This window comes from Bacillus sp. ES1-5, assembly GCF_022487605.1.
GTDB classification, from domain to species: Bacteria; Bacillota; Bacilli; order Bacillales; family Bacillaceae_G; genus Bacillus_A; species Bacillus_A wiedmannii.
In genome coordinates this window covers 123144-149924 of the sequence record NZ_JAKVPU010000002.1, presented here as the reverse complement: position 1 = coordinate 149924, position 26781 = coordinate 123144, and the positions used below count along the sequence as shown (strand labels likewise).

The 26781-nt window shown below is 36.2% G+C and carries 33 protein-coding genes; 7 read left to right on the top strand and 26 right to left on the bottom strand.

Annotated elements, in window-relative coordinates; translation table 11 throughout:
* Nucleotides 1-3 precede the first annotated feature (3 nt).
* The 3 genes from ribT to MKO96_RS10540 all read right to left on the bottom strand — a co-directional run bounded on the left by ribT (nt 4) and on the right by MKO96_RS10540 (nt 1278).
* Nucleotides 4-372 (bottom strand): GNAT family N-acetyltransferase RibT, encoded by a 369-nt coding sequence (gene ribT, locus MKO96_RS10550; protein WP_000908397.1) that lies wholly within the window; start codon nt 370-372, stop codon nt 4-6.
* A gap of 67 nt (nt 373-439) precedes the next feature.
* Nucleotides 440-622, bottom strand: a complete 183-nt coding sequence (locus MKO96_RS10545) for a hypothetical protein (protein WP_240587454.1) — start codon at nt 620-622, stop codon at nt 440-442.
* A 218-nt stretch (nt 623-840) separates the two neighbouring features.
* Nucleotides 841-1278, bottom strand: coding sequence for a peptidylprolyl isomerase (locus tag MKO96_RS10540; protein ID WP_098274592.1), 438 nt, complete (start codon nt 1276-1278; stop codon nt 841-843).
* A 187-nt stretch (nt 1279-1465) separates the two neighbouring features.
* Between MKO96_RS10540 and MKO96_RS10535 the strand changes: the two genes are divergently transcribed.
* Nucleotides 1466-2332 (top strand): DUF1002 domain-containing protein, encoded by an 867-nt coding sequence (locus MKO96_RS10535; RefSeq protein WP_000850512.1) that lies wholly within the window; start codon nt 1466-1468, stop codon nt 2330-2332.
* 31 nt (nt 2333-2363) lie between these two features.
* Here MKO96_RS10535 and MKO96_RS10530 read toward each other — a convergent pair whose 3' ends face one another.
* The 14 genes from MKO96_RS10530 to dacF all read right to left on the bottom strand — a co-directional run bounded on the left by MKO96_RS10530 (nt 2364) and on the right by dacF (nt 12985).
* The gene (locus MKO96_RS10530; protein WP_240587453.1) at nt 2364-3167 is read right to left on the bottom strand and encodes a Cof-type HAD-IIB family hydrolase; all 804 of its coding nucleotides are present in this window, start codon (nt 3165-3167) and stop codon (nt 2364-2366) included.
* A 95-nt stretch (nt 3168-3262) separates the two neighbouring features.
* Complete coding sequence (gene spoVAF / locus MKO96_RS10525; protein ID WP_240587452.1) at nt 3263-4735, bottom strand: spore germination protein SpoVAF; 1473 nt, start codon at nt 4733-4735, stop codon at nt 3263-3265.
* A complete protein-coding gene (gene spoVAEA, locus MKO96_RS10520; protein ID WP_087981775.1) occupies nt 4722-5291 on the bottom strand; it encodes a stage V sporulation protein SpoVABEA in 570 nt (189 codons plus the stop codon). Before spoVAEA ends, spoVAF begins: the two co-directional genes overlap by 14 nt.
* Before the next feature lie 5 nt (nt 5292-5296).
* On the bottom strand, nt 5297-5647 hold the full coding sequence (spoVAE, locus tag MKO96_RS10515) for a stage V sporulation protein AE (protein ID WP_000345909.1): 351 nt from the start codon (nt 5645-5647) through the stop codon (nt 5297-5299).
* A 3-nt stretch (nt 5648-5650) separates the two neighbouring features.
* Entirely contained in the window at nt 5651-6667 is a 1017-nt protein-coding gene (gene spoVAD, locus MKO96_RS10510) for a stage V sporulation protein AD (RefSeq protein ID WP_240587451.1), read from the bottom strand.
* Between the two features lie 12 nt (nt 6668-6679).
* Entirely contained in the window at nt 6680-7138 is a 459-nt protein-coding gene (gene spoVAC, locus MKO96_RS10505; RefSeq protein WP_000147731.1) for a stage V sporulation protein AC, read from the bottom strand.
* Between the two features lie 14 nt (nt 7139-7152).
* Nucleotides 7153-7569, bottom strand: a complete 417-nt coding sequence (gene spoVAB / locus MKO96_RS10500) for a stage V sporulation protein SpoVAB (protein ID WP_000572948.1) — start codon at nt 7567-7569, stop codon at nt 7153-7155.
* A complete protein-coding gene (gene spoVAA, locus MKO96_RS10495; protein WP_276314153.1) occupies nt 7562-8182 on the bottom strand; it encodes a stage V sporulation protein SpoVAA in 621 nt (206 codons plus the stop codon). The genes spoVAB and spoVAA overlap by 8 nt, the downstream gene beginning before the upstream one ends.
* A gap of 116 nt (nt 8183-8298) precedes the next feature.
* Complete coding sequence (locus tag MKO96_RS10490) at nt 8299-8397, bottom strand: methionine/alanine import family NSS transporter small subunit (RefSeq protein ID WP_000016826.1); 99 nt, start codon at nt 8395-8397, stop codon at nt 8299-8301.
* Nucleotides 8397-9923: a sodium-dependent transporter gene (locus MKO96_RS10485; RefSeq protein WP_240587450.1), complete on the bottom strand. Its 1527-nt coding sequence runs from the start codon at nt 9921-9923 to the stop codon at nt 8397-8399. Before MKO96_RS10485 ends, MKO96_RS10490 begins: the two co-directional genes overlap by 1 nt.
* Nucleotides 9924-10061: 138 nt before the next feature.
* Nucleotides 10062-10820, bottom strand: coding sequence for an RNA polymerase sporulation sigma factor SigF (gene sigF, locus MKO96_RS10480; RefSeq protein WP_240587449.1), 759 nt, complete (start codon nt 10818-10820; stop codon nt 10062-10064).
* Nucleotides 10821-10832: 12 nt separating this feature from the next.
* The gene (gene spoIIAB, locus MKO96_RS10475; RefSeq protein WP_001243399.1) at nt 10833-11273 is read right to left on the bottom strand and encodes an anti-sigma F factor; all 441 of its coding nucleotides are present in this window, start codon (nt 11271-11273) and stop codon (nt 10833-10835) included.
* The gene (gene spoIIAA / locus MKO96_RS10470) at nt 11274-11624 is read right to left on the bottom strand and encodes an anti-sigma F factor antagonist (protein WP_000059133.1); all 351 of its coding nucleotides are present in this window, start codon (nt 11622-11624) and stop codon (nt 11274-11276) included.
* 170 nt (nt 11625-11794) lie between these two features.
* Entirely contained in the window at nt 11795-12985 is a 1191-nt protein-coding gene (gene dacF / locus MKO96_RS10465) for a serine-type D-Ala-D-Ala carboxypeptidase DacF (protein WP_098274586.1), read from the bottom strand.
* Between the two features lie 166 nt (nt 12986-13151).
* On the opposite strand from dacF, the gene MKO96_RS10460 reads away from it, so the two are divergent.
* Genes MKO96_RS10460 through MKO96_RS10445 form a run of 4 tightly spaced genes read left to right on the top strand, consistent with a single transcriptional unit; the run spans nt 13152 to nt 16549 of the window.
* On the top strand, nt 13152-13571 hold the full coding sequence (locus tag MKO96_RS10460; RefSeq protein WP_087981779.1) for a GntR family transcriptional regulator: 420 nt from the start codon (nt 13152-13154) through the stop codon (nt 13569-13571).
* Entirely contained in the window at nt 13537-14418 is an 882-nt protein-coding gene (locus MKO96_RS10455) for an ABC transporter ATP-binding protein (protein WP_240587448.1), read from the top strand. The genes MKO96_RS10460 and MKO96_RS10455 overlap by 35 nt, the downstream gene beginning before the upstream one ends.
* Nucleotides 14408-15472 (top strand): ABC transporter permease, encoded by a 1065-nt coding sequence (locus MKO96_RS10450; RefSeq protein ID WP_240587447.1) that lies wholly within the window; start codon nt 14408-14410, stop codon nt 15470-15472. Before MKO96_RS10455 ends, MKO96_RS10450 begins: the two co-directional genes overlap by 11 nt.
* A 12-nt stretch (nt 15473-15484) precedes the next feature.
* The gene (locus MKO96_RS10445) at nt 15485-16549 is read left to right on the top strand and encodes an ABC-2 transporter permease (RefSeq protein WP_240587446.1); all 1065 of its coding nucleotides are present in this window, start codon (nt 15485-15487) and stop codon (nt 16547-16549) included.
* Nucleotides 16550-16573: 24 nt separating this feature from the next.
* Here the strand turns inward: MKO96_RS10445 and MKO96_RS10440 are convergent, their stop codons facing one another.
* Both MKO96_RS10440 and MKO96_RS10435 read right to left on the bottom strand, forming a co-directional pair.
* Nucleotides 16574-17119, bottom strand: a complete 546-nt coding sequence (locus MKO96_RS10440) for a hypothetical protein (protein WP_098815579.1) — start codon at nt 17117-17119, stop codon at nt 16574-16576.
* A 102-nt stretch (nt 17120-17221) separates the two neighbouring features.
* Complete coding sequence (locus MKO96_RS10435) at nt 17222-17641, bottom strand: MarR family winged helix-turn-helix transcriptional regulator (protein ID WP_001003312.1); 420 nt, start codon at nt 17639-17641, stop codon at nt 17222-17224.
* A 159-nt stretch (nt 17642-17800) separates the two neighbouring features.
* Here MKO96_RS10435 and MKO96_RS10430 point away from each other — a divergent pair, with 159 nt between their 5' ends.
* Both MKO96_RS10430 and MKO96_RS10425 read left to right on the top strand, forming a co-directional pair.
* A complete protein-coding gene (locus tag MKO96_RS10430; RefSeq protein ID WP_087981784.1) occupies nt 17801-18472 on the top strand; it encodes an SIMPL domain-containing protein in 672 nt (223 codons plus the stop codon).
* Nucleotides 18473-18606: 134 nt separating this feature from the next.
* Entirely contained in the window at nt 18607-19896 is a 1290-nt protein-coding gene (locus tag MKO96_RS10425) for an NCS2 family permease (RefSeq protein WP_087981785.1), read from the top strand.
* A 34-nt stretch (nt 19897-19930) separates the two neighbouring features.
* Here the strand turns inward: MKO96_RS10425 and corA are convergent, their stop codons facing one another.
* From corA to MKO96_RS10390, 7 genes are all read right to left on the bottom strand, one after another.
* The gene (gene corA, locus MKO96_RS10420) at nt 19931-20893 is read right to left on the bottom strand and encodes a magnesium/cobalt transporter CorA (protein WP_064475085.1); all 963 of its coding nucleotides are present in this window, start codon (nt 20891-20893) and stop codon (nt 19931-19933) included.
* Nucleotides 20894-20955: 62 nt separating this feature from the next.
* Nucleotides 20956-22260 carry a pyrimidine-nucleoside phosphorylase gene (locus MKO96_RS10415; protein ID WP_001243077.1) on the bottom strand — a complete coding sequence of 435 codons (1305 nt, stop codon included), beginning with the start codon at nt 22258-22260 and terminating at the stop codon, nt 20956-20958.
* 7 nt (nt 22261-22267) lie between these two features.
* Entirely contained in the window at nt 22268-23089 is an 822-nt protein-coding gene (locus MKO96_RS10410) for a purine-nucleoside phosphorylase (protein ID WP_001078443.1), read from the bottom strand.
* A 12-nt stretch (nt 23090-23101) separates the two neighbouring features.
* Nucleotides 23102-24286, bottom strand: a complete 1185-nt coding sequence (gene deoB / locus MKO96_RS10405) for a phosphopentomutase (protein WP_001046086.1) — start codon at nt 24284-24286, stop codon at nt 23102-23104.
* 442 nt (nt 24287-24728) lie between these two features.
* Nucleotides 24729-25472 carry a FixH family protein gene (locus MKO96_RS10400; protein ID WP_140392540.1) on the bottom strand — a complete coding sequence of 248 codons (744 nt, stop codon included), beginning with the start codon at nt 25470-25472 and terminating at the stop codon, nt 24729-24731.
* A gap of 143 nt (nt 25473-25615) precedes the next feature.
* Entirely contained in the window at nt 25616-26506 is an 891-nt protein-coding gene (gene xerD / locus MKO96_RS10395) for a site-specific tyrosine recombinase XerD (protein WP_000390083.1), read from the bottom strand.
* Between the two features lie 6 nt (nt 26507-26512).
* Nucleotides 26513-26743 carry a YqzK family protein gene (locus MKO96_RS10390; protein WP_001250432.1) on the bottom strand — a complete coding sequence of 77 codons (231 nt, stop codon included), beginning with the start codon at nt 26741-26743 and terminating at the stop codon, nt 26513-26515.
* Nucleotides 26744-26781 lie beyond the last annotated feature (38 nt).

Sequence of the window (26781 nt, the reverse complement as noted above, 5' to 3'; positions counted from 1 at the left end):
CTTTCACGAATGTATATTTTGTTCTAGCCCTTTACACTTTTTGCAAAAACTTGCTGTTTGCTCATTTCCGCAAATTGTAAACTCAAGAAATTTACTCTTTAACTCTTGAACCATCTTCGTCCCAATACCCATATGACGGTGAGACGGGTTCACACTCAAATGCTGAATTTCCAACACTTGATTCTCTTTTTTTACAATCCCCATTATCCCAACAAAATCTTCGTTTTGTTTCCACAAATACAATTGCCAATCATCTTTTGCTTCATAATCTTTCATAGTCAATTGTAATGTTTTCACATCTTTTTCGGTTGGCATAAATGAAAGAAGCCCCATTGCAATCTTTTCATAACTTTTTTTAAAACGAATTAACATAACCCTTATCCCTTCTTACAAAAGTTACAAACTATTAATCCCCTCAACCACTCTTTTCATATCACATTCATTTTACAATATTTTCAACAGAGTGAGAAGGGCTTAAAACAACTTGATAATCATACAAAGCGAAAAGAAGAAAGTCAAATATATGTTTCAGTACTATTTTTTCTAAGTAGATAGAAGGAGAAACGTTGTTATATGAAAGCGAAAAGAAACGTCCATCGCTCATTATCACTGCAATATTCATCACCCGAGAGCAAATGAATTCTAGCAAAATTAATGTAATAAAAAATATTTATTGAAACATGTAATCTAATGTATTCTATGTAATTTGTTAAAATTTTGTTCTCATAAGCGACATATTTTCACTACAAAAACATTACTACTTGTATCATGTACTGTAACCGAAATACCCATTCCTACTAAAAACAAAAAAGAGAGCAATAGCTCTCTTTTCCCATTAACTTATTCTTCCCAAACTTTAACTTCTTTCATTACATCGCCTTGACGCATGTTTAATACTGCTTCAATACCGCTTGTTGCTTTACCGAATACAGTATGTACACCATCTAAATGCGGTTGTGGCTCATGAACAACAAAGAATTGGCTACCGCCTGTGTTACGGCCAGCATGAGCCATAGAAAGTGAACCTACAAGGTGTCTATGAGGATTTCCATCAGTTTCACATGGGATAGAGTAGCCTGGGCCACCTGCACCTGTTCCTGTTGGGTCTCCACCTTGGCTTACGAAGCCAGGAATAACGCGGTGGAATGTCACACCATCATAAAATCCTTGCTCTGCTAGTTTTTTAAAGTTTTCTACTGTTTTTGGTGCCTCTTCTGGGAAAAATTCCAAATCAATTTTTTCACCATTTTCCATTAATATGTATCCTAAAGTTTTCATACGTATATGTCTCCTTTCAACTATCTCAGCACTATATTACCACATTCATGACTAGAAACAAAAAGAATCCGACAATCTACATACTTCTTTTTTGAAATGTGGAAAAAGCTAGGTGACAAATAAAAAATATATACTATAATAACTGTGTTGCCCGAAAATTTTAGAAAGAGAAAGGGAGCGATTTTTCGTGAAAACGAAATTACTAGCTCTGCTATTAGCTGTAACGGTATTTATGATGCCAACAGCTTCGTTTGCAGACATCATCGAAGGAGAATCAATTGTTACACTAGGAGAAAACTTGTCTGAACAACAAAAACAAGATCTGTTAAAAGAAATGAAAGCACCTAAAGATGCTACAATCATTACTGTGTCTAATGCGGAAGAACATAAATTTCTAGAAGGGATTGTTCCAAAAGCGCAAATTGGTACGAGAGCAATTTCCTCTTCTATGATTACATACACAAAGCCAGGGTCTGGTCTCATTGTACGTTCAAAAAACATTAATTCGATAACAGATGCAATGTACACAAACGCACTTATTACAGCAGGTGTGAAAGATGCAGAGATTCAAATTACTGCACCATTTAAAGTTTCAGGAACTGCTGCTTTAACCGGTTTAATGAAAGCCTATGAAACAACATCGAACAAAGCAATTCCTGAGGAAGTAAAAAAAGTAGCCAATGAAGAAATGGTGCAAACAGCCCAGCTCGGCGATAAAATTGGTGAAGAAAAAGCAGTTCAACTTGTTGCAAAAATTAAAGAAGAAATTGCCAAAGAACAGCCAAAAACGACTGAAGATTTACGTTCATTAATTCAAAAAATTGCGGATCAACTTGGTATTACATTAACGGATGAACAGTTAGATAACTTAGTTGCGCTATTTGATAAAATGAAAAATCTTAATATTGATTGGAATCAAGTTGGCAGTCAGTTAAATAAAGCAAAAGAACACGTTTCTGCCTTTTTAGGATCTGAAGAAGGGCAAGGTTTCCTAGATAAAGTTAAAGATTTCTTCTCAAGTATCATTGATTTTGTTAAATCGTTATTCAAGTAAAAAGAAGCTCGTCAGTGACGAGCTTCTTTTTTTATACAAGTAATGGCAATTTCATAACAGCTTCTTCGACCGAACGAACAATATGATTTGCCTTCTCCTTCACATATGGATGAGCATGATGTAGAGTAAATGAATGCGGAGTTACTTCAAACATAGAAATATCATTGAAAGAATCTCCAATGCATGCAACTTCATTTGCTTCAATTTGTAAATGTTCCATTAGTCGCCTTAAAGCACTCCCTTTACTTACTCCCCTTGGCATAATGTCAACATAGCGTTTACCAGACATAAAAACTTCCGCTTCGCTCTGAAATGTATCTCGTAACTCTTGATCTAATGCTGCAATTGTCTCTTCTTCCCCAAAAACAAACAATTTCGCAGGATGTACAGTCTTACCAAATTCCTCTTCTAATGCTTCTATCTCAGCAATATGTACGCCCATATACGTTTCAAAAGTATGATGATGTTCATTCTTTCTTTTTGTATACCGTTGCTCATTTGCACAAACAATATCTGCTAGTCCCTTTTTATGGATATATCGATATATTTCCTGGGCAATCCCATCTTCAAAACTTGATTCATGAAATATTTTTCCATCCGGCAGTAACATCGTTGCTCCATTTAAACTAGTTGTGTAATACGGGAATGCAAACCTATTTACGACTTCATTAATTCGATGAGTAAAGCGGCCAGAGGCAAAACAAATATTTGTCCCTTTTTCAGCTAACCAACAAAGTGCACGTTCATCTTCTTTTTGCATATGATTCACATCGTAAACGAGCGTATCATCTAAATCACTTACAAATAATTTAATCATGTCCTCTTCCCCTTCCATACACAATATCTACTCTAAGTGTACACAAAAAATGTTTGATTTTTGTTAAAAAACAATAAATTTTCGATAAAAAATAAGCAGGAGATTAATCCTGCTTATTTTTGCCTTCTTACATTTTGAGGTTTTACAATACTTGGGCGCACTTTTAAACTAGACATCGTTGGACGGAGTAGAATTTTTGTTAACGCTCCCCAATCAAATGGTAAAAACGGCCATAAATACGGTGTTTGTAAACTTTTTATAGACGTTAAAAATAAAATCAGTATCGTCATTCCAACGACAAATCCCATTTCATGAAATATACCTGTCAAAATAATAACAAATAGCTTTCCGACTTTATTCCCAAGCCCTAGTTCATAACTCGGTGTTGCATATGCTCCAATCATAGAAACTGCTACGTATAAAATTACTTCTGGTACAAACAAACCTACATCAATGGCAATTTGACCAATTAATATGGCAGAAATTAATCCTGCTGCAGACGACAATGATGTCGGTGTATGAATGGCAGCCATCCTTAAAAATTCGAGTCCGATTTCGGCCATCAAAATTTGTAATAAGATTGGTAAATGTGTCATCTTGTTCGGTCCAATGAAAGCAAGACTTTCCGGTAAAAGAGTTGGATCAAAAACAAACACTAACCAAAATGGCAATAAGAACAGTGAAAATATAACACCTAAAAAACGTACCCAACGTAAAAATGTACCTACAGCTGGATTTTGCCTAAACTCTTCTGCATGCTGTAAATGATGAAAATATGTTGTCGGTGTAATCATAGCACTTGGTGATGTGTCAACGAGTACTAACACATGTCCTTCTAGTAGATGATTTGCTGCTACATCTGGTCTTTCTGTGTATCGAATAAGCGGGAAGGGATTATAGCCTTGTTTAACTACAAATTCCTCTATCGTTTTATCCGCCATCGTAATCCCGTCTACTTCAATGTTATTTAATTCTTGTTTTATAATCTTAACTAAATCCGGATTTGCAACATCTTGTACATATGTGATACAAACATCCGTTTGTGATCTATCTCCTACTCGAATCATTTCATTTCGAAGACGTGGGTCACGTATCCTTCTACGAATTAACGCTGTATTTACAACGATATTTTCAACAAATCCATCCCTTGCACCACGTACTACCTTTTCTGTATCTGGTTCTGTCGGCGTCCGGCCCGGATAACTACGAACATCTATTGCGAACGCTTCCGTTTCACCTTCCACAAATATAACGATGAGTCCTGATAATACTTGAAGCATTACCTCATCCATCGTTTTCACTTTACTTACTTGTTGATGGATTAATCGATTCTCTAAAAGCTTCACTGTATCTTCTTCTACATCCCTTATCTCATTTGTATCCACCGCTTCTTCTAAAATAGGGATAATATAATTTGTATCACAAAGTCCGTTTACAAATAACACACTAATTTCTTTATTTAAAATTTGAAATTTACGAATGCCAACGTCATATGTAACACCTAGTCCAGCTGTTTGCTTTAAGTAATTTTCATTATCACTTATGAAAGATGAAATAGGGATTTCCACTTTTTTAGGTTTCGTCATAAAAACCACTCCTTTCCAAAATTAATTGAATCGCTTTTCTAGTAATAGGTGATCCTCTCTCCCATTCATCGTTTCCACACATCTTACCAATATCACCAACTCCCACAATGACAGGAACATTCAGATCATCTAAACAATAAATTGTATCTCCGCTAATTCTGCCAATTTCACCATCTGGAAGTCCAAATTTATCAACACCGTATTCGGTTAAATCCCCGTTCCGATCTACACTGACATCTACACGTGCCCATTCCCAATGATGTGTATTAGACGCTACTGCCAAAATCCCCAGTACATCAATTTGTTTATGTGTGGCTACATATTTTAAAGCCTTTTCACCAGATCCTTCTCCAATAAATCCACTGTCATCAAACATGACAAATACAGGGTCATATGGCGTTTGCATAATAAGCTCAACAACTTTCTTCCCTGTCAATTTGGTTGGATTACTTTGTGATGCTGAAATACACCTTCCCCCAAATTCCTTCGTTAAAAGCTCAATTGTCCGCTTTGCATATTCATCTCCATCTGTGACCAAAACAACCCTTCGTCTCATTTGATTTATCCTTTCGGTTTACATATAAGTGCTACAAAAAATGAAAATAATATCGCTGCAGAAATGCCTGCAGACGTTAAACTAAACATACCCATACCAATCCCAATATATCCGTGTTTTTCTGCCGCGTGCATTGCCCCATGTAATAGTGAATGTCCAAAACTTGTAATAGGAACTGTCGCACCAGCACCAGCAAACTTTATAAGCTTATCGTACAATCCGAATCCATCTAAAACTGCTCCTATAACTACAAAGGTAGCCATTAAATGGGCTGGTGTTAACTTTGCGAAATCTAACAATACCTGTCCAATTACACAAATGGCGCCTCCTACAAGAAATGCATATATAAAATCCACAATTCACTCTCCCTTCACTCTCTCAAATACGACACCATGTGCAATTGTTGGAATGGTTTCTTTCTGCTGCATCATCATCGGACTTAATAACGCGCCAGTAGCAACGACAAAAATTCGTTGTAACTTCCCTTTTTGCATCTCACTTAATAAATGACCATATGTGACAACAGCTGAACAAGCACAACCACTACCACCGGCAAATACTTCTTCTTGACCGGAATCATAAATCATTAATCCGCAATCATTATATATATGCCCAAGATCATAACCTTCTTCCAGTAACAGTTGTTTTGCGATTGGTGTCCCAATAGCTGATAAATCACCGGTAACAATCAAATCATAATCTGCTGCACTCCTCTTCAAATCTTCAAAATGTTGTTGAATTGTATGAGCAGCAGCAGGTGCCATCGCCGACCCCATATCTAAAGGATTCGCAATCCCTAAATCTTGCACTTTTCCAATCGTAGCTGCCGTAATTTTAATGGTACTTTTTTCTTTACTAATTAATATGGATCCCGCACCTGTAACAGTGGAATTTGCTGTTCCTGGTTTTTGTCCCCCATACTCTGTTGGATAACGGAACTGTCTTTCAGCCGTTGCATTATGACTACTTACCGTCGCTAAAACACGATTTGCGAATCCACCATCTATAAAGGCTGATCCAACCGCTAAAGTCTCCATCGAGGTTGCACAAGCGCTAAACATCCCTAAAAAGGGAATCCCCCACTTACGCGCAACATAATTTGCTGTCACTGTTTGATTTAATAAATCACCCGCTAAAAAGAAATCAATTTGTGATGTCTTTACATTTCCTTTTTGCAAGACTTGTTGAATTGAATCTGACATTAATCTTCGTTCAGCAAGTTCCCAGTTTTCCTCTCCGCAATGTAAATCATCGTATGAAATATCAAAATCCTTCCCAAGAGGGCCTTCAGCTTCTTTTGGACCAACAGCAGTACCGGTTGCATTCACATAAATATCATTTTGAAATACCCACGATTGTTTTCCGGTCAACCTCATACTAGCCCTCCTTTAAGACATAAAAATGTTAAAAGTATATCTTATTAATCCAATAACGTATGCACCAACGACCCCAAAAACGATAACACTTCCCGCTAGCTTAAACATATTTGTAGCAACCCCAAGCACAATTCCTTCACTCTTATGTTCTAGCGCAGCGCTCGCCATAGAATTTGCAAATCCCGTAACAGGTACGGCCGATCCCGCTCCAGCAAATTGACCGATTTTATCGTATACACCACAACCTGTTAAAATCACCGATAATAATACAAGCGTTGCAACTGTCGGATTTCCTGCCTCTTGTTCACTGAAATGAAAATAATGTATATAAAATTTCATCAATACTTCTCCGACAGTACAAATGAATCCACCTACAAGAAATGCCTTAACACAATTTAGGAAATAGTTTGGTTTTGGATGGTACTCCTTCACTTTATTTATGTAATCATCCTTTAGTTTTCGCCCTGTCATTTATATATCGCCTCCTACTTTACGAAATAAATCCAGTGAAACAATGAGCCTATTACTTTGCCAAGTACAAGAGCAACGAGTAAAACAACGATTTTCCCTTCTACCCCTACTCGTTTCGCTAAAATAGGTAAAACATTTAACACTTCTGTTAATGCGGCTGCAAGCATTCCAATGAATGTGCCACAAAATATTCCTAATATAACAAGCCAATATTGCGACGTTTGAAATGTAATGTTTTTCAAACTACACCAAGCTCCTGTTAACGTACCTGCAATAACTGCCCACTCAAAATATTGAATGTGCTTTCCACTTCTCGTTAATTGAGCTAGACGGGGGATTATACCAAGTACAGCTAAAAATGCGACATATCCGCTACCTACTGCAATCCCTCCCGCTAAACCAATTAAAATAACAAGCCCAGACTCAATCATCGGCAAGTTGTTTCATATTGTCCTTGTTTTCATGAACAATTACATATTGGTCAAGTGACTGTTGGTATTGGAACATCTCCACTTCTAACGGACTCGGCTCTTCATTAATTCGCTTTTGAAATACATGATTAAAAAATAAGACCATACCTAACCCAAGACCTACTGAATAAGGAATTTGAAATAGAAGTGGTTGTGCCTTAAATTCTCCCGTAATCATGTAATATAACCGCTGGTGCACTTGTTGCATGCTCACATCTTCATGGAAATAAATAATCGCAAGAGCCGCTCCAATAAAAAGTAACAACCATACAAGTCCGAAGAAAATCGGATGTACTTTCTTTTTTTCATATATAATTTCAACAAGAGTTTGTCCAGAACCGAGTAAATTAATTTGTATATGAGCCGCTTTTTGTTGAATAATCTCAATAATTTTCATAACATCAATTACAACATGCGTCTTATCATGCGCTGTTATTTTGTAAACTACCTCATTCTGTAATGATTCAACTACCATAGCATCTCCAGCAAGTTGAGCGACATCACTCAGTTTCACTTCATACGTAGGAGAAACTTTTAATCGATTACGCATTTTAATATAAATTGTTTGTTCCAATTTCCATTCACCTCTTCACTCTTCCTCGTAGTTGTAGTATGGTTATTGAATTTTTTTCTAATACAATTTTTTCATAAAAAAACATCTGTACCGTTTCGGTACAGATGTTTTTTAGTTTATGCCTTTTTCTTAAATAAATTTGCAATACTTAATGCAAGTCCTCCCCAAATGACTACTATACCAATAACCATCATCATAATCGCTGATCCGCTCATTATGAAACACCCCGATCTTTCCATTCTTTTTCAAGCTTAGCAGAATCTGAATGTATTTGTGCATTCCATTTCTTTAGACTAATGATTAGTGCAACGATAAGGAATGCTGCTGCAATTGACCAACCATATGTTACGACAAACTCCGTTGGATAATCTCCGTAGTTCTTTTTAATATTTTGGATTGTACCATCAATTAACATGTACCCTAACATAAGCGGGGTAATAACGAGTAAACTCACTCTCCAAAACGTCCCTAACTTAATATCAGATACGAAGTTTGCGTGATTTTGATAAACTGGTAAACGGCGTAGAATGAGCCCTATCGTAACTACTTCCGCTAATGCAATTGAAATTAATCCGAAGTTATTAGCGAAATAATCAACAACATCTAGGAACATAAGCCCGCCACGTGTTGCAAAAACAAGAGAAACTAGTACGAGAAGCGTCCCCATAATTCCAATTGTTTTTTGGCGGCTTAAGCTGAACTTTTCAGATACGGCAGCAAAACATACTTCCGCAAGCGAAATGAGAGATGTAATTCCGGCAACCGTTAATGATAAGAAAAATAATACGCCAAATAGCGGTGACATCGGTAATTCATTAATAATTTGCGGGAATACTACGAATGCAAGTCCTACACCAGCACTTGCTACTTTATCAACCGGCACTCCCATATTGTTTGCCATAAATCCAAGAGCTGCAAAGACCCCAATCCCTGCTAATAATTCAAAGCCTGAATTTGCAAAACCGGTAATAAAGGCATTATTTGTTGTATCGGAGTTTTTCGGTAAATAACTAGAATACGTAATCATAATTCCAAATGCTAAAGATAAGCTAAAGAAAATTTGACCATAAGCAGCAAGCCATACCTTTCCATCAAAAATACGACTCCAATCTGGTTTGAAGAATGCATCTAATCCTTGCATCGCACCTTCCATCGTCACTGCACGAACGACGATAATAAGGAACATAACAACTAGTAAAGGGATGAAAATACGGTTAACTACTTCAATTCCTTTTTTAACTCCTTTGAATGCAACACCAAGCACAATAATCCAAACGAGAGCTAATGGAATTAATACTTCCGGCACAAGCCCCCCAAACTGCCCTGGCTTATCTGCAACATGTAAGTACTCTTTAAATAAAAATGATTGCGTGTCTTTCCCCCATGCTCCAGTAATTGCAAAGTACGTATATGAAATAGACCAAGCAATAATTACTGCATAATATGTTGAAACGATAAACGTTACACACATTTGCCACCATCCAATGAATTCAGCACGCGGATGAATACGGAAGAACGTAAGTGGCGCTGAACCACGGTGACGATGCCCAAGAGCAAATTCAAACGCCAATAATGAAATACCAGTCGTTAATAATGCGAATAAGTACGGTAAGAAGAATGCGCCTCCTCCATTTTCATACGCTGTATAAGGAAAACGCCATATGTTTCCTAATCCAACGGCAGAGCCGACCGCTGCGAAAATAAATCCAGCCCTCGTTCCCCATTGTTGCCTCGTTTCCATATTTCCTTCCCCCTTTGTGACAAGTTCATACTCGGATTATATTTTAAATTCACTAAATTATCAATAAATTCTGTAAACTTTTGCGAAAGTTTACAATCTACTCCTATTTAAAGCCATAAAAAAAGATCGAATAGATAGTTATTCATCTATTCGATCTTTCATCTGTTTTAATATTTTCTTTTCGAGTCTTGAAACTTGTACTTGCGAAATACCTATTCGCTCCGCTACTTCCGATTGCGTTTGGTCTTTATAGTAGCGTAAATACACAATTAAACGTTCTCGCTCATCTAATTCTCTAATTGCTTCTTTTAAAGCAATTTTATCAAACCATTTCGTTTCAGATTGATCTGCAATTTGATCTAAAATAGTAATTGGGTCCCCGTCGTTTTCATACACCGTTTCATGTATAGATGAAGGAGCTCGACTCGCTTCTTGCGCCAGAACCACTTCCTCTGGCGTTAGTTCTAACGCTTCTGCTACTTCATTAATCGTTGGGGCCCTTCCGAATTCTTTCGAAAGCTCGTCTCTCATCTTTCGAATTTTATTTCCTGTTTCTTTTAAAGATCTACTTACTTTCACTGATCCATCATCACGTAAAAATCGTTGTATTTCTCCAATAATCATTGGAACTGCATATGTTGAAAATTTCACGTCGAAAGATAAATCAAATTTATCTACCGATTTCAAGAGCCCAATACATCCAATTTGAAATAAATCGTCTGGTTCGTATCCTCGATTAAGAAAACGCTGCACAACCGACCATACGAGACGCATATTGCTTTGAACGATTGTATCTCTCGCTTGCTGATCTCCATCTTGACTTTGTTTAATTAACGCTTTTAGCTCGTGGTCCTTTAACTGAGGTTTCTTCTTCTCATTTTTGACCTCTATGTCCATAGGCTATTCTCCTTAATTGCATAGAGCGTTACTATTTGATAAGTATTTTGTCAAATGGATTGTTGTCCCGAAAGATTCGTTTGAAATAACTTCTACTTCATCCATAAAATTTTCCATGATAGTAAATCCCATTCCGGAACGCTCTAATTCAGGTTTAGTTGTAAAAAGGGGTTGTCTTGCTTCATCTAAATCAAAGATGCCAATCCCTTCATCTCGAATCGTGAGTTTCACCATTGCTTCTTCCAAAATTACAGAAATATAAACAACACCTTCTGCATTTCCTTCGTACCCATGAATAATTGCATTTGTAACCGCTTCTGACACAACTGTTTTAATCTCCGTAAGTTCTTCCATCGTTGGATCTAGTTGCGCAATGAAAGCAGCTACTGTAACGCGAGCGAACGATTCATTTTGACTTAATGCTGAAAATTGAAGGTTCATTTCATTTCTCATTTATGCCACCCCCAACGTCGCGAGCGCATGCGCTTCACTTTCTTCTAAACGAACAATTTTAAATAAGCCCGACATCTCAAATAAACGTTTAACAGGCGGTGAAATTGCACAAACAACCATTTCTCCACCTAATCCCTTTACATGCTTATATCGGCCTAATATAACACCTAAACCAGAACTATCCATAAACGATAAGTTCTCTAGACTCAAAACAATATGATGAACACCATGTGTCTCAATCATATCTGTTACTTTCGTTCGCAACTCTTCAGCAGTATGATGATCTAATTCACCCGCTAGTCTCACACATAGGACGTCACGTTTTACTTCTAATTGCATGGAAAGACTCACACGATTTCCTCCTTATGCTCAAACTTTACTCATTTACATACATAAAGATTTTCGTGATACAACATAAGAATCCTTCCTACTGACAAAAGAAGAACTATTTCGCCATAAAGTGAAACTATTCAGCAATTATTTACTTTCATACGAATAGAAAAGCGGCAAAATATTTGCCGCTATTTTGATGTTGAAAACATCCCAAAACTTCTTTTAAATAACTCCCACCAGCTCGCTGCAGCAACATCTTCTTTTGCTACAATTGTTTGCTTTAATAAAACATCTTTATCTTTTTTAATAACAAGTGTACCAAGTGCGTCACCTTTTTTAATCGGCGCTTTCACTTTCTTTTCAGCAACTACTTCTTGCTTTACTTTGTCCATATTTTCGCCCTTCTTCATAAGAAGAGACACATTGTCTGACGCAACTAAATCTACTTTTTCTTTTTTCCCTTTTCCTACTTGGACAGTCTTAATTTTTTCGCCTCGTGTATACAATTTCTTTGTCATATATTGACCAAATGCGTAGTCAAGAAGCTTCGTTACTTGATTGTTCCGTTCTTTCGATGTAGGTGCACCCATAACAACTGAAATAACACGCATCCCATTCTTTTCAGCCGATGCTGTTAAACAATATTTTGCTTCTGTCGTAAAACCAGTTTTCACACCATCTACTCCAGGATAAAAACGTACTAACTTATTCGTATTCACGAGCCAAAACTTCTTATCCGTATCTTCACGTAAATAGTCTTCGTATTTACCTGTGTATTTGCGAATAAGTGGGTACTTCATTAATTCTTTTGCCATTATAGCCATATCGTTTGCTGTGGAATAATGGTCTTTAGCCGGAAGACCTGTTGGATTTTGAAAATGAGTGTTTTTCAGTCCTAAGTCTTTCGCTTTTTTGTTCATCATATTTACAAAACCTTCTTCTGAACCAGCGATATGCTCCGCTACTGCAACAGACGCATCATTTCCAGATGCAATTGCAATACCTTTTAGCATTTCATTTACAGTCATCTCTTCCCCAGGCTCTAAAAAGATTTGTGATCCACCCATTGAAGCCGCATGCTCACTTGCTCTAACTTTATCGGTCAGTTTTAGTTTTCCTTTTTCAACTTGTTCCATAATTAATAGCATTGTCATAATCTTCGTCATACTAGCAGGTGGTAATTTCTCATTTGGATTTTTATCAAACAAAACTTTACCTGTATCTTGTTCAATTACAATTGCTGACGACGCTTGTTCCGCTAACTTCGGCGCTGTTTCTTCTGTTTTCTCCTGCTTCGTCTTCTCAGATTGTGCGAAACTAACTGAAGTACCAGAAAGCAATAACATGAAACAAACAAGTATTCCAAAAACTCGCTTCATGACTAACCCTCCATTCTATATCAGACCTATTTTTTCCAATTTCTTATTTTTTAATACCATATTTTTCTAATATTTTCAGTTGACAAATACATTCATCACCTATATTGTATTAAGTGTATTACACACAGTAGTACACTTAATACACGCCAGAAAGGAGACATTGCTCTTGCATATTCAACTTGATCCAAGAAGCAACACTCCGATATGGGAACAAATTGTTCAAAATATAAAAGAACTCGTATTGAAGAACATGTTAGCTCCAAGTGACAAACTACCTTCTGTACGCGAACTCGCTTCTTTACTCGTTATAAATCCAAACACAGTGAGTAAAGCGTACCAAGAGTTAGAGCGACAAGGGATTATTGAAACATTACGAGGAAAAGGAACATTTGTATCCAAATCGATTACCCCAACATTAGACGAAAGGAAAATCGCTATGGTTGAAAAGCAATTTCATCAATTACTATTAGAAGCTTCTTATCTTGGTGTTACGAAAGATAAAATTCATGATTGGATAGATTCATACTACAAAGAGATTGGAGTAAATGCGGATGCTGAAAGTGACAAGCTTGAAGAAAACAATTGATAATCAAACGATTTTAGATGATGTTTCTTTCACATTACAAAGAGGAAGTATCATCGGATTACTCGGAAGAAACGGTGCGGGGAAAACAACTTTATTACGAACGATGGTCGGCATTTTAGACCCTGATGCAGGGACTGTTACATATGAAGATACAAACATTCATCAGTGTCCTGAAATAAAGCAAAAAATTGTATATGTCCCTGATTCCACTAGCATACTGAACGGATATACGGTAAAAGAAATTGTAAAGTTTTATAAAGAAGTTTATACCGCATTTGATGAAGCATATTTCTATGAACTGTTAGAACGTTTTAACTTACCAAACAAACGAATTCGTAGCTATTCAAAAGGAATGAAAGCACTCCTTGCCATCATTTTAGCTGTTTCTACAAAGGCAGAATATATCATTTTAGATGAACCGACAAACGGACTTGATCCGATCGTTAAACGGCAGATCCTCCAATTTCTCGTTGGAGAAGTTGCAGAAAAAGAGATTACCATTTTCATCTCAACTCACCATTTAGATGAAGTGGAACAAATTGCGGATACAATTATTATATTAAAAGGCCATACTATAGCTTCTATTACATCACTAGACGATGCCAAATCACGATTTGCAAAAATACAAGTAGCTTACGAACGTTCATTACCTCAAAAACTAGAAAACTTAAGTAATATTAAAATATTAAATCAAACAGGTAAAGTATTTACAATCTTAATTGAGGGAAATGTGGCTACAACACTGGAGAAGTTTTATAAAGAACAACCTATACTCATTGAAGAATTAACAATGTCACTTGAAGATGTCTTCGTTACGACACTGGAGGAGGATGGGTATGTTTCATAAGGCGTTGTGGATGTGGAATTGGAAGCGCGGGAAATATGCTGTGTTACTATTCTTCTTTAGTTCGCTTTACCTTTTATCTTTAGGATACTATAGAAGCGCTCAGATGGAACTCGATAAATATTACGAATTACAAGAAAAAGGGAAACAGTATTATTATTTTTATACTTTTTCTTCAGGAGAAGGTAATAGTTTTTTGTTAACTGTTCTTATCATTGCTTTAGCCTGCTTATTGATAGGATTGGAACGTAGCAACCAATCTAATACACTACTTATGACGATGCCGTTTAAAAGAAAACATGTTTTCTTATCTAAATGGGCTTTCGGTTCCTTTTGTATTGTAAGCTCGTTACTTATAAATTGGATCCTTATGTATGTTATTTATAGAACAACCATTCATTTTGATTATCAATCATTTAGTCCGTTTCATCGATACTTTCTTTATGCGATAGTTTCTTATGTTGCAGTATATACAGCTGCTCTATGTATCGGTACTTTTACTGGAAGCATTGTTTCCCAGGTTGTTTTTTGTATTCCGTGGCTACTAATGGGACTTACATTTATTCCACTAGTGTACACTTTTACGCTAAACCATTTAGAGACTACCAATACTAAAAATAATAAATTAGATCAACAACTATATGAAATCAATCAAAAAACAAATATAGTTGCACCAATATATCGCTTTTCAATTGATTATAACTATCATCCAGAGCACCTTGAGAAGAAAGACGATCCAACTACTTTAAGAAATCCAGTATCTCATAAATATTATTCAGCAAAATCAATGCTAGTCCCTATTTTCTATACAATTTTTTACTTACTACTTGGAACATATTTATATATGCGATCACCAAATGAAAATAGTCAAAAGATATTTATTTTCCAAAAGCATTTAAAAATATGGATATGGGGGACAACCATTTACTTTGCATTACTAGGTGGCTATAAAATGAACCAATTTTATTTCTTACCAAACTACTATATTAGTTTGTTTCTCGCTGGAATCATTACTTATATTGTATTATCACGCCTAACAAATTATAAAGTTTTTTAAAGGAGAGATCCTATGTTTCAAAAAGCACTATGGCTAAGAACGTATCAACAAAGTAAATATGTTGTATGGTTATTTTGGCTCACCAGCTTCTATACTTTGTCATATAAATACTATATGACTTCTATTCAACAGCAATATTTTCTAAATATGAATAAAAAATGGAAAGCTATATATCATTACAGTTTTGATTTAACACTTCTAGATTCTATCATGCTGTTAGGTAGCGTACTGATCGTTCTAGCTTGTACGTTAATTGGATGGGAAAGACAAAATAACGCTAGCGACTTGTTATGGTCTATGCCATTTAAACGTTCGCACCTTTATATAACAAAGTGGTTGTTTGGAATCTGTAATATCGCCGCTGTTGTCGTTTTAAACTGGGGACTATTTGCTATTATGAAAAAGTTGACTTTTCATAATAAATATCAAGTATTCTCCCCCTTTCATAGTTACTTTATATACATGTTAATTGTATTAATTGCTATTTATACACTTGCCTTATGTATAGGAACAATCGCTGGAAATGTGATATCGCAAGGATTTCTTACTGCAGCTATATTAATCTTCCCAGCGTTACTTCCATCTCTAATATCAGGAGTCATTGCTGTTCACTCAAACACTGAATTTCATAAGGACAATGGCCTTATACATAATGTGATGGAAAACATACGTATTTCTATTCCAGCAGAAGATTTTACTATTAGCTTTAATTACGATCCTCAAAACGCTTATACTGATAAGGATGGAATACGTCATAATGAACCAAACTTTACAACAATCCCTTCGGCAAAATTATTGATTGCACCTATTACACATATCATTATTTTGTTACCACTCGGGATGTATTTATATGCCCGTTCAGTCAATGAGCGAAATGGTAACTACTTATTATATCCAAAACTACAAAAAGTAGTTTTAGCTTGTGCGATTTTCTTTGGTGGGATCGTTGGAGGTTTAATACTAAGTCGTGCGCAGTCATTGTCCAGCTTTTACATCGGATTTTTAGTGACTAGTTTCATTACGTATTTCTTCCTACCTAAAATATTAAAATGGAAAGTCTCTTGGAATTTCAAATAAAATAACCTCCTCTCGATGAGGAGGTTATTTCACATTCTCTCTTCTTTTCCCATACTCTTTTTCTTGCTTCGTTCCAAACCCGTCACCATTTGCCACGATTTGATCTGTTGGAGCAACTATGCTTTCAGCAATTCTCCATTCTCCCCCTTGTTGAATAAACACTTGCATAAAATAATTCATGCCATTTAACTGATACGAATTTTCTTTTTTCACTTCATAACGAGCTGCAACATAATACACTTGCACATTCTCAGCCTCAAACTTAGAAATATATTGCGATAATCTCGGGATATACTGTGATGCTTTCTGAAGTGGAAGTTGTTTTACTTTTACAAGAGAAGACTTTGTTACATTACTGATCGTATCTTCATGCCGAATGTTATCACTATGATGAAATAAAATAGCATTCTGCATTGAACGAATCCATAGTTTTGAATATAAAACAGGTTGCTTATTTGAAATATGTTGTAATTCTTTTTGAACGACTTGAAGAGGCGTAGCGGCATCCGCGAATTGATTAAAACAGAAAAAACTTCCAATCATAATGAAAAGCGTACAAATACGTTTCATAATTTTTCACTCCGATTCTTTTTAATTAAAGTATTGGAGTTTCAAAATGTTTTTATTCAAAAGAAAAAGGATAGGAAAGCTTTCGCTCCCTATCCTCATTTATTATAATACGCGGCCAAATAGATCTAAAACCATTTCTATTTCTTGGTCGCTCCAACCTTTAAATCTCTCTTTATAATATTCTTTACGCACAGCTTCAAGTTTTTCAGTTACTTCTCTTCCGTGTTCTGTAATTTCTAGGTACACGATACGACGGTCTGAATTTGAACGCTTTCTTTCTACAAACCCTTTTCGTACGAGACGATCAGTAACAGCTGTAATATGACTAGAGGTTACGTTTACTTCACTCGCAATTTGCGAAGCCATCTGTGGACTGTTTAAAAATAACGCGCGTAATACAGAAAATTCATTGTATGGCATATGTTCTGCAAAACGTGTATTAATATCATTTTGTAATAAACGTATCATCTTTCGAAATGATCCGGATAACTCTAAAATCAGTGTTTCTCTTTTTTCGTTCACTAGCCTCGTCCCTTTTTTATCATATTTACACATATTATAATCTATAAATACCTATGTTGTATATGCTTTCTTCCCTCAACATTCTCATTTATGTAACTTTTTTCATATAAATTTCTTTTTTGTTCACACATATACATATAAAAAGGATGGTGATGGAAAATGCAAGGTGGAATGAATCCCTATTTACACAACGTACGTACAGCTAATACTAGTAAAGAAGCTACCATTACAGTGCAAGGTGAAGGCGTTGTAAAAGCAAAACCAAATGTTGTTATATTAACGATTGGTATTCGTACAGATCATAAAAATGTAAAACAGGCACAAGAAGAGAATGCAGTGCAATCAAAACAATTACTAGATTCCCTTAAACAACTAGGTATTGCCGACAAAAATATAGAAACCATTTCATATACGATTACGCCCCAGTACGAATATGTAAATGATAAAGCATTACTACAAGGATATCGTGTGGAACATTTGTATGAAATTACCGTTTTAAATGTACAAAAAGCAGGGGAAGTATATGATATAGCCGTTTCAAATGGAGCAAACTTAGCAAAAGGATTACGTTTTCGAATATCTCATCCAAATAAATATTATGAGCAAGCTCTCATTCAAGCTCTGCAACAAGCGGTAGAAAAAGCTCGTGCTATTGCGAGTACATACAATTTAAACATTAATCCAGTTCCACTCTCATTCGTTGAAGAATCTGCCCAATTACCACGGGAAGTGACGTCCTATGCTACTTTACATGCGCAAGCAGCTCCGCCCATTCAATCAGGAGAATTAGAAATCATTTCAACAATACGAGCCATTTTTACGTATTTATAAATAATTTCTTTTATAAGTAAACGTTATCATTTTCCTTGTTGTAAAAACATGATGTTCTGATATAATAAAGGACGGTGAGCTCTTACGAAAGAGATATCACGGGTGGGAGAGGGATATGAAAAAGAAGGTTTAACATGAAAGGAATACTTGAAAGAACATTTAAATTAGGTTTACACGAAACATCACCAAAACAAGAAGTTTTAGCTGGAGTTACGTCATTTTTCACAATCGTATATATTATGATTGTAAATGCATCAATTTTATCCGATGCTGGCATTCCTCTTGAAGCTGGAATTTTAGCAACTGTTTTCAGTTCATTTGTCGGATGTCTGCTCATGGCATTTTGGGCAAATGCACCTGCTATTCTTGTCCCTGGTATGGGCGTAAATGCATTCTTCACGTACACTGCTGTGCATACGCTCGGATTAACTTGGCAGGAAGCATTAGCAGCTGTCTTCATCTCTGGTATTATTTTTGCAATTGCTGCGTTTACACCAATCGCTCGCGTGCTTTCAGTATCGATTCCAAAGTCATTAAAGGAAGCTATTACTGTCGGCATCGGATTATTTTTAGCATTTATCGGATTGCAAAAAGGTGGTTTAGTCGTTTCGAATCCAAATACTGCTGTTGCAATGGGTAAATTAAGTAACCCTGTCGTTCTTGCGACACTACTTACTCTTATCGTTGCACTTGTACTATTTATTCGTAACGTACGTGGAAGCTTTTTATGGACGATTGCAATAGGAACTGGTATTGCATGGCTATTTGGTCTTGTTGATACAAGTCAAATCGGAAATAGTTCATTCTCATTCGCTAATTACGGCGATGTGTTTGGAGCTATGTCATTTGGCAAACTTTCTTCCTTACCATTTTGGATTGCAACATTCTCCTTAAGCATGGTGCTTATTTTTGAGAACATGGGACTTCTACACGGTTTATTAGAAGATGACCGTAAATTCCCACGTGCTTACCAAGCCAATGCGATTTCAGCAATGACATGTGGTCTATTTGGCACAAGCCCTACCGTATCAACAGTAGAGAGTGCCGCAGGTATTACTGCGGGCGGGAAGACAGGTCTGACGTCTATCGTTACAGGGTTGCTATTCTTTGCATCACTGTTTGCACTTCCGTTTGTGAAACTAATTCCTGATAGTGCCATTGCACCAATCTTAATTATTATTGGCGGCCTGATGATTACAAGCATCCAGCAAATTCCTCTGAACGATTTTTCTGAAGGATTTCCAGCGTTCTTAATTATCGTCATGATTCCGCTCACATATAGTATCGCTGATGGCATTGCGTTCGGATTTATTGCTTATCCTATCTTAAAAGTTGCTCTTGGAAAGCGTAAAGAAGTCGCACCATCTATGTATATCGTTACATGCTTATTCTTAGCCATGTTTGTATTACATGCTATTGGTTAAGTAAAAACACCGAGGAAGTTTCCTCGGTGTTTTTTTACTTAAACCATCCTTTTTTATAAAACCAAGCCATCATGCCACCGCCAATTAGTGCCATTAGAAGTAGACAAACAAAATAACTATATTGTCCACCAAGCTCCGGCATATGCGTAAAGTTCATTCCGTATACTCCCGCAATAAATGTTAATGGCATGAAAATAGTCGAGAATACAGTTAATGTTTTCATAATGTTATTCATATGATGTGAGTTTAATGAAAAATAGCTATCTCGAATATCTGCCGTTAACTCCCGGCTTGCCTCAATCATTTCTGTCAGTTTCAGCAAATGGTCATGTATATCTTTAAAGTAGATCTCATGATCACTTATACCGTAAAAACGAGTCGAATTTAAAATACGATACAATAAATCACGCATCGGAATGATTGTGCGCCTTAGCTTCGATAAATCTGCACGTATATCAAATACTTCTTCTAATACACTTCCTGCTGTCTCACCCGTTAAATTATCATCAATTGCATTTAAATGATCCTCAATGTAATATACAGGCGCAAAATAGTCATCTACAATTTGGTCGATAATTGTATGAGCTACGTGTAAAGGACTATTTTTAATACGCTTCTTTTCTCCAAGTGTTTTCCATACTCTTTCGATTGCATTGTTATGAGAAAAGTGGAAAGAAACAATAAAACGATCACTAATAAATAAATCGATCTCGTGCGGTTCTAATCCATCCTCACCAAATGCATGAAGAACTAAAAAGTTATATCCATCATAAAAATCAACTTTTGGCCTCTGTACATATTCTATACAGTCTTCAATTGCAAGGGGATGGAACTTAAAATGATCTTGCAAAATGTATGTATACTCTTCTTTTGTTGGCTTATATAAATCTAGCCAATACCATACAATATGGTCTTTCGTTGTTTCTTCTAGCGAAACATCATATAATACTTCATCTGTTTTTGTTATTGCACAAATTCTAATCATAATTTCACCCATTATTATTATAAACAAAAAATAGCAAAAAAAGCCAAGGAGAAATACTCCTTGGCCCTTTTTTATTATTCGGTAACGATGCCGTGCACTAATGTTGGTGCATCTACATGTTCGTTAGCAATCTTCATGTTCTCATAAATTTTTGCTTTTACATCTTCCACATTTTCACGGTTTGCGTAAATTGTAACAAGGGATTCACCTTTTTTCACGCTGTCCCCTACTTTTTTGCGAAGCATTAAGCCAACTGCTAAATCAATTTCAGATTCCTTCGTCGCACGGCCTGCTCCTAAAAGCATTGCTGCTGTTCCGATTTCATCTGCAACGATTTCTGATACATAACCGTCTTCCTTCGCTTCTACTTCAATTTTAAACTGTGCTTGTGGTAATTTAGAAGGATCATCAACAACAGAAGCATCGCCGCCTTGCGCTGATAAGAACGTTTTAAATGATTCTAGCGCTTTACCGTTGTTCATTACTTCAATTAATTTCTCACGTGCATCTTCTAAAGATGAAGCTTGTCCAGCAAGGTATACCATTTGACTTCCAAGTGTTAAACATAACTCTTCTAAATCTTTCGGTCCTTTACCTTGTAATGTATCAATTGCTTCTTGTACTTCAAGTGCGTTACCAATCGCCTCACCAAGTGGTTGACTCATATCAGAAATAACAGCCATCGTATTACGACCAACGTTATTACCAATGCGCACCATTGCTTCTGCTAAACGTTTTGCATCTTCATCTGTTTTCATAAATGCACCTGCTCCAGTTTTTACATCAAGAACAATTGCATCTGCACCAGCAGCAATTTTTTTACTCATAATTGAGCTTGCAATAAGCGGAATTGAGTTTACTGTTGCCGTTACATCACGAAGTGCATATAACTTTTTATCCGCAGGTGTTAAGTTTCCACTTTGACCAATAACTGCGATTTTGTTTTCATTTACAAGTCGCATGAATTCATCATTTTCGATTTCAACATGGAATCCTGGAACTGCTTCTAATTTATCAATTGTACCACCAGTATGTCCTAGACCACGTCCAGACATTTTTGCAACCGGTACACCTAAAGCGGCTACTAATGGACCTAACACAAGTGTTGTTGTATCACCAACACCACCTGTTGAGTGCTTATCTACTTTTACCCCTTCAATAGCTGATAAGTCGATTGTATCACCGCTATTTACCATTGCCATCGTTAAATCAGCACGTTCTTGATCGTTCATATCTTGGAAGAAAATTGCCATTGCAAGTGAACTTACTTGATAATCAGGAATATCACCATTCGTATATCCTTCAACAATAAAGTTAATTTCTTCTGTCGTTAATGCATGTCCGTCACGTTTTTTTGCAATTAGGTCCACCATTCTCATTGTGAGGTCACCCCTTCATTTGTTTTACGATTGCTTTTACTAATGCTAAGAAGTTAGCTTTAACACGTTCTGTCGTTTCAATTACTTCATCGTGGTGAAGTGGCTGATCTAAAATACCAGCTGCCATATTTGAAATACAAGAAATACCAAGTACTTTCATACCAGCATGACGCGCTACAATTACTTCTGGTACTGTTGACATACCAACTGCATCTCCGCCAAGTGTACGAAGCATACGAATTTCAGCAGGTGTTTCATATACAGGACCTGTCATTCCAACGTATACACCTTCTTGTACTTTAATATTTAAGTCCGCTGCAACTTGTTTCGCCATTTCACGAAGTTCTGGTGTATATGATGTAGACATATCAGGGAAACGTACACCCATTTCAGAATCATTCGGTCCGATTAATGGATTTGTACCCATGAAGTTAATGTGGTCTGAAATTAACATAAGATCGCCTGGCTCAAATGATGTATTTACACCACCAGCTGCATTTGTTACAACAACTGTTTCTACACCTAGTTCTTTCATAACACGAACTGGGAATGTTACTTTTTGCATATCGTATCCTTCATAGAAGTGGAAACGTCCTTGCATTGCTACTACTGTTACACCTTGAAGTGTACCGAATACTAGTTGACCTGCATGACCTTCTACAGTTGATACTGGGAATTCAGGGATTTCACTGTAAGGTACTGTTACTGCGTTCTCGATTTCATCTGCTAATACACCTAGTCCAGATCCAAGGATTAGTCCTACTTGTGGCGTTTCTTGAAATTTCTCTTTTAAGTATGAAGCTGATTTTGTAATAAGTTCACGATTCATTTGTTTATCCCCCTATTTCTTTAGCTCGTTTAAGAAGCTTGTTCCGTGTTCTGGCATTTTCACGCCGAAGTTTTCTGCTACCGTTGCACCAATATCAGCAAATGTTTGACGAAGTGCTAATTCTTGTCCGCCTTCTTTCATGCTTGGGCTATATGCTAATAACGGTACATATTCACGTGTATGATCAGTACCAGGATGTACTGGATCATTACCATGATCTGCTGTAATTAATAATAAATCATCTTCTTTTAGTTTTTCGAATACTTCTGGAAGACGTGCATCATAGTCTTGCAGTGCTTCTCCGTATCCTTGTGGATCACGGCGGTGACCGAATAATGCATCAAAGTCAACTAAGTTTAAGAAGCTAAGACCTGTAAAGTCCATGTTTAATGTATCTACAAGCTTATCCATTCCATCCATGTTAGACTTCGTACGAAGTGATTCAGTTACCCCTTCACCATCATATATGTCAGAGATTTTACCGATAGCAATCACATCGTAGTCACTATCTTTTAATTCATTCATTACCGTGCGGCCAAATGGTTTTAACGCATAATCATGACGGTTTGGTGTACGTGTGAATTTCCCTGGTTCTCCAACGAATGGACGAGCGATAACACGACCTACCATGTACTTTTCATCTAACGTTAATTCACGTGCAATTTTACAAATTTTATATAACTCTTCAAGTGGCACTACTTCTTCGTGTGCTGCGATTTGTAATACGCTATCAGCAGAAGTGTAAACGATTAAAGAACCTGTTTCCATTTGTTCTTGACCAAGTTCATCAAGAATCTCAGTTCCAGAAGCTGGTTTATTACCGATAATTTTACGACCTGTTTTTTCTTCTAATTCATCAAGTAATTCTTTCGGGAATCCTTCAGGGAACACTTGGAATGGTGTATCAATGTAAAGACCCATGATTTCCCAGTGTCCTGTCATTGTATCTTTACCAGTAGATTTCTCTTGCATTTTTGTATAATATCCAAGCGGTTTTTCTACTTTAGAGATACCTTTCATTTCACGAATGTTACCAAGACCTAACTTCACCATATTTGGCATTTGTAATCCATTCATATGTTCAGCAATGTGACCAATTGTGTCAGAACCTAAATCACCAAATTGCTCAGCATCCGGTGCTTCGCCGATTCCTACAGAGTCCATTACGACTAGGAATATACGTTTATATTTATTCATAACTGCGACCTCCTATAAGTTCAGTTCTACTTCTTGTAGTATGTTCAAAACGCTATAAAGTGAAACTGTTCTCCATAAGAATTCTCTTTCGTTCTCATTGTCAAACAGTACTTCTTTAATTGATTCTCTAACCTATTTCGTTTACTTTGAAACGACTCAAAAACATTTCTAGTTTTTTCTAAGTCAGATGTCAGACATCTGATACTGATATCATAACATGTTTACGCTTTCTTTTTAATACATTTTCGTAGAATTTCTTATTTTCTTCACACTTCTATTGTAATCCATTATACAAATAAGTGCTAATTATTTTATGATTTATTTCTTCATATAAAGTGAAACTTTGATTAGTAGGAGTTTCGTTCTTCTCCAATGATTATTAGCCCTCATCAATCGGGCATTTGCGGGATAAAAATAAAAAGCAGCTCTAAAGAGCTACTTTTTATTTTACTTCTACTGTTTCTTCTTTATGTTCATGTAGTTCGCCTTTTTTAACATGAACTTTCACTTTGTAAGCACCGTTTTCTTTGAAAGTATGTTTCGTTTCATACTCTCCTTTATTTCCTTCTTTCGCTGGAATAAATTCGTGTTTTTCAACACCATCTTTCCAAATCTCAAGTTGTACTTCAGCACCAGTTAACGCTTCTTCTTTTTGTTTTAAATGAACTTTCATTGTTGATTCTGCATTTGCTTTTATATCACCAGCCATAAGGTGGATCATTGTATCGCTTTTATGATCACCATGTCCTGCACCGTGATCACTATTTTCTTTTTTCGCATCTTCTACTTTCGCATTTCCTACAGCAACTTTGTGTGCTGGCATAACGTGCATATCGCGTGCATTTGTATGAGGAATAATATGATATACTCCATCAGTTTCAAATGTTTTCTCTACTGCATAAACACCTTTCCCTTTATGCTTACCATCTAGCATCTCATGTTTCTCGTCGCCATCTTTCCAAATTTCAAACTTTACGTCATCAGCATCCGTTACTCTTTCTTTACCTTGTGTAACAAGTGCTTGTACTTCTGTTTTTTCACCAGGTTTAATTTCTTTCGGATTCGTTTGAATCGCTACGTTTATACTTTCAAGTTTCTTTTCTTTTTTCGGTTCTTCTTTGTTTGTATTACAGCCAGCCAACGCTAGCATCGCGATAAATAAAATCATAATAAGTTTTTTCATCATCATTTCCTCCTTCATTCCTTATTTAGTATAGAGGAAATACATTGTAATATTCTAGTCTTCTGCTGAAAACAATATACGAAATGTTTGTGAAGTTTCTGTGAAACGGTCTTCCCTTCTGATTCTATGAAAAAAGAGCATAGTAACTATGCTCTCGGATGAAACTGTTTATATACATCTTTTAATCTAGCTTTTGAAACATGCGTATAAATTTGCGTCGTTGAAATATCTGCATGTCCTAGCATTTCTTGCACAGCACGCAAGTCTGCTCCATTTTCTAATAAATGCGTAGCAAAAGAATGGCGCAACGTATGCGGTGTAAGCTCTTTTTCAATATTTGCTTCTTTCGCCAATCGTTTTAAAATTTTCCAAAATCCTTGTCTTGATAATCGATTTCCATGATGGTTTAAAAAGAGTGCATCTACTACTTTTTTACCCATCAATTCTCTTCTTCCCTTTTCAATATACTTTTGAATCGCTTCCGTCGCTAAACTTCCTAGTGGAATAATTCTTTCTTTATTCCCTTTCCCTATGCAACGAACAAATCCCATCGTTAAATGTACATCTTCTAAATTTAAGGCTATTAATTCCGAAACACGAAGTCCTGTTGCATAAAGTAACTCTAGCATCGCTTTGTCACGAACCCCAAAAGCACTCGTCATTTTTGGCGTCTGAAGTAACGCCTCTACTTCATCGATTGATAGTACTTTCGGTAATTTCCGTTCTCCTTGCGGCGTTTCAATATGTACGGATGGGTCGTGCTCTACCGCTCGTTCACGAAGTAAGAATTGATGAAACGAACGAATCGATGCAATATGACGTGCTAATGTTTTCGAAGATTTTCCGTTTTCTTTTAAGTGCTGCAGAAAATTAACAATGTGCAAGCGTGTCACTTCATGAAAGCTTTTCGCCTGTTCTACATTTTGCAAATACTTTACATAACTTTTTAAATCACGTTCATAAGATACTACTGTATTTTTCGCAAGCCCTTTTTCGACAACCATATAATGAATAAAATCTTTTAATTGATCTTCCAATCTACACTACTCCCCATTTTCATAGAAAAACATCATTCTATTTACGAAAGCATCCTTTGCCGGCTCTTCATTCCCTGATACTTTTTCTACAGTCTCTTCTTTTGGCTTTTCATAACGATGATAGCTTTCATATTCTTCATTTATCCATAGTATAGCGAAATAAAACAAAATCGTACAACTTGTAAATAATAAAAATACTTTTATCCCATCAAAAGTTAATTTTAAAGCTCGGCGCATTGTAAACTCCTCCAAAATATAAGTTATTACAACATATG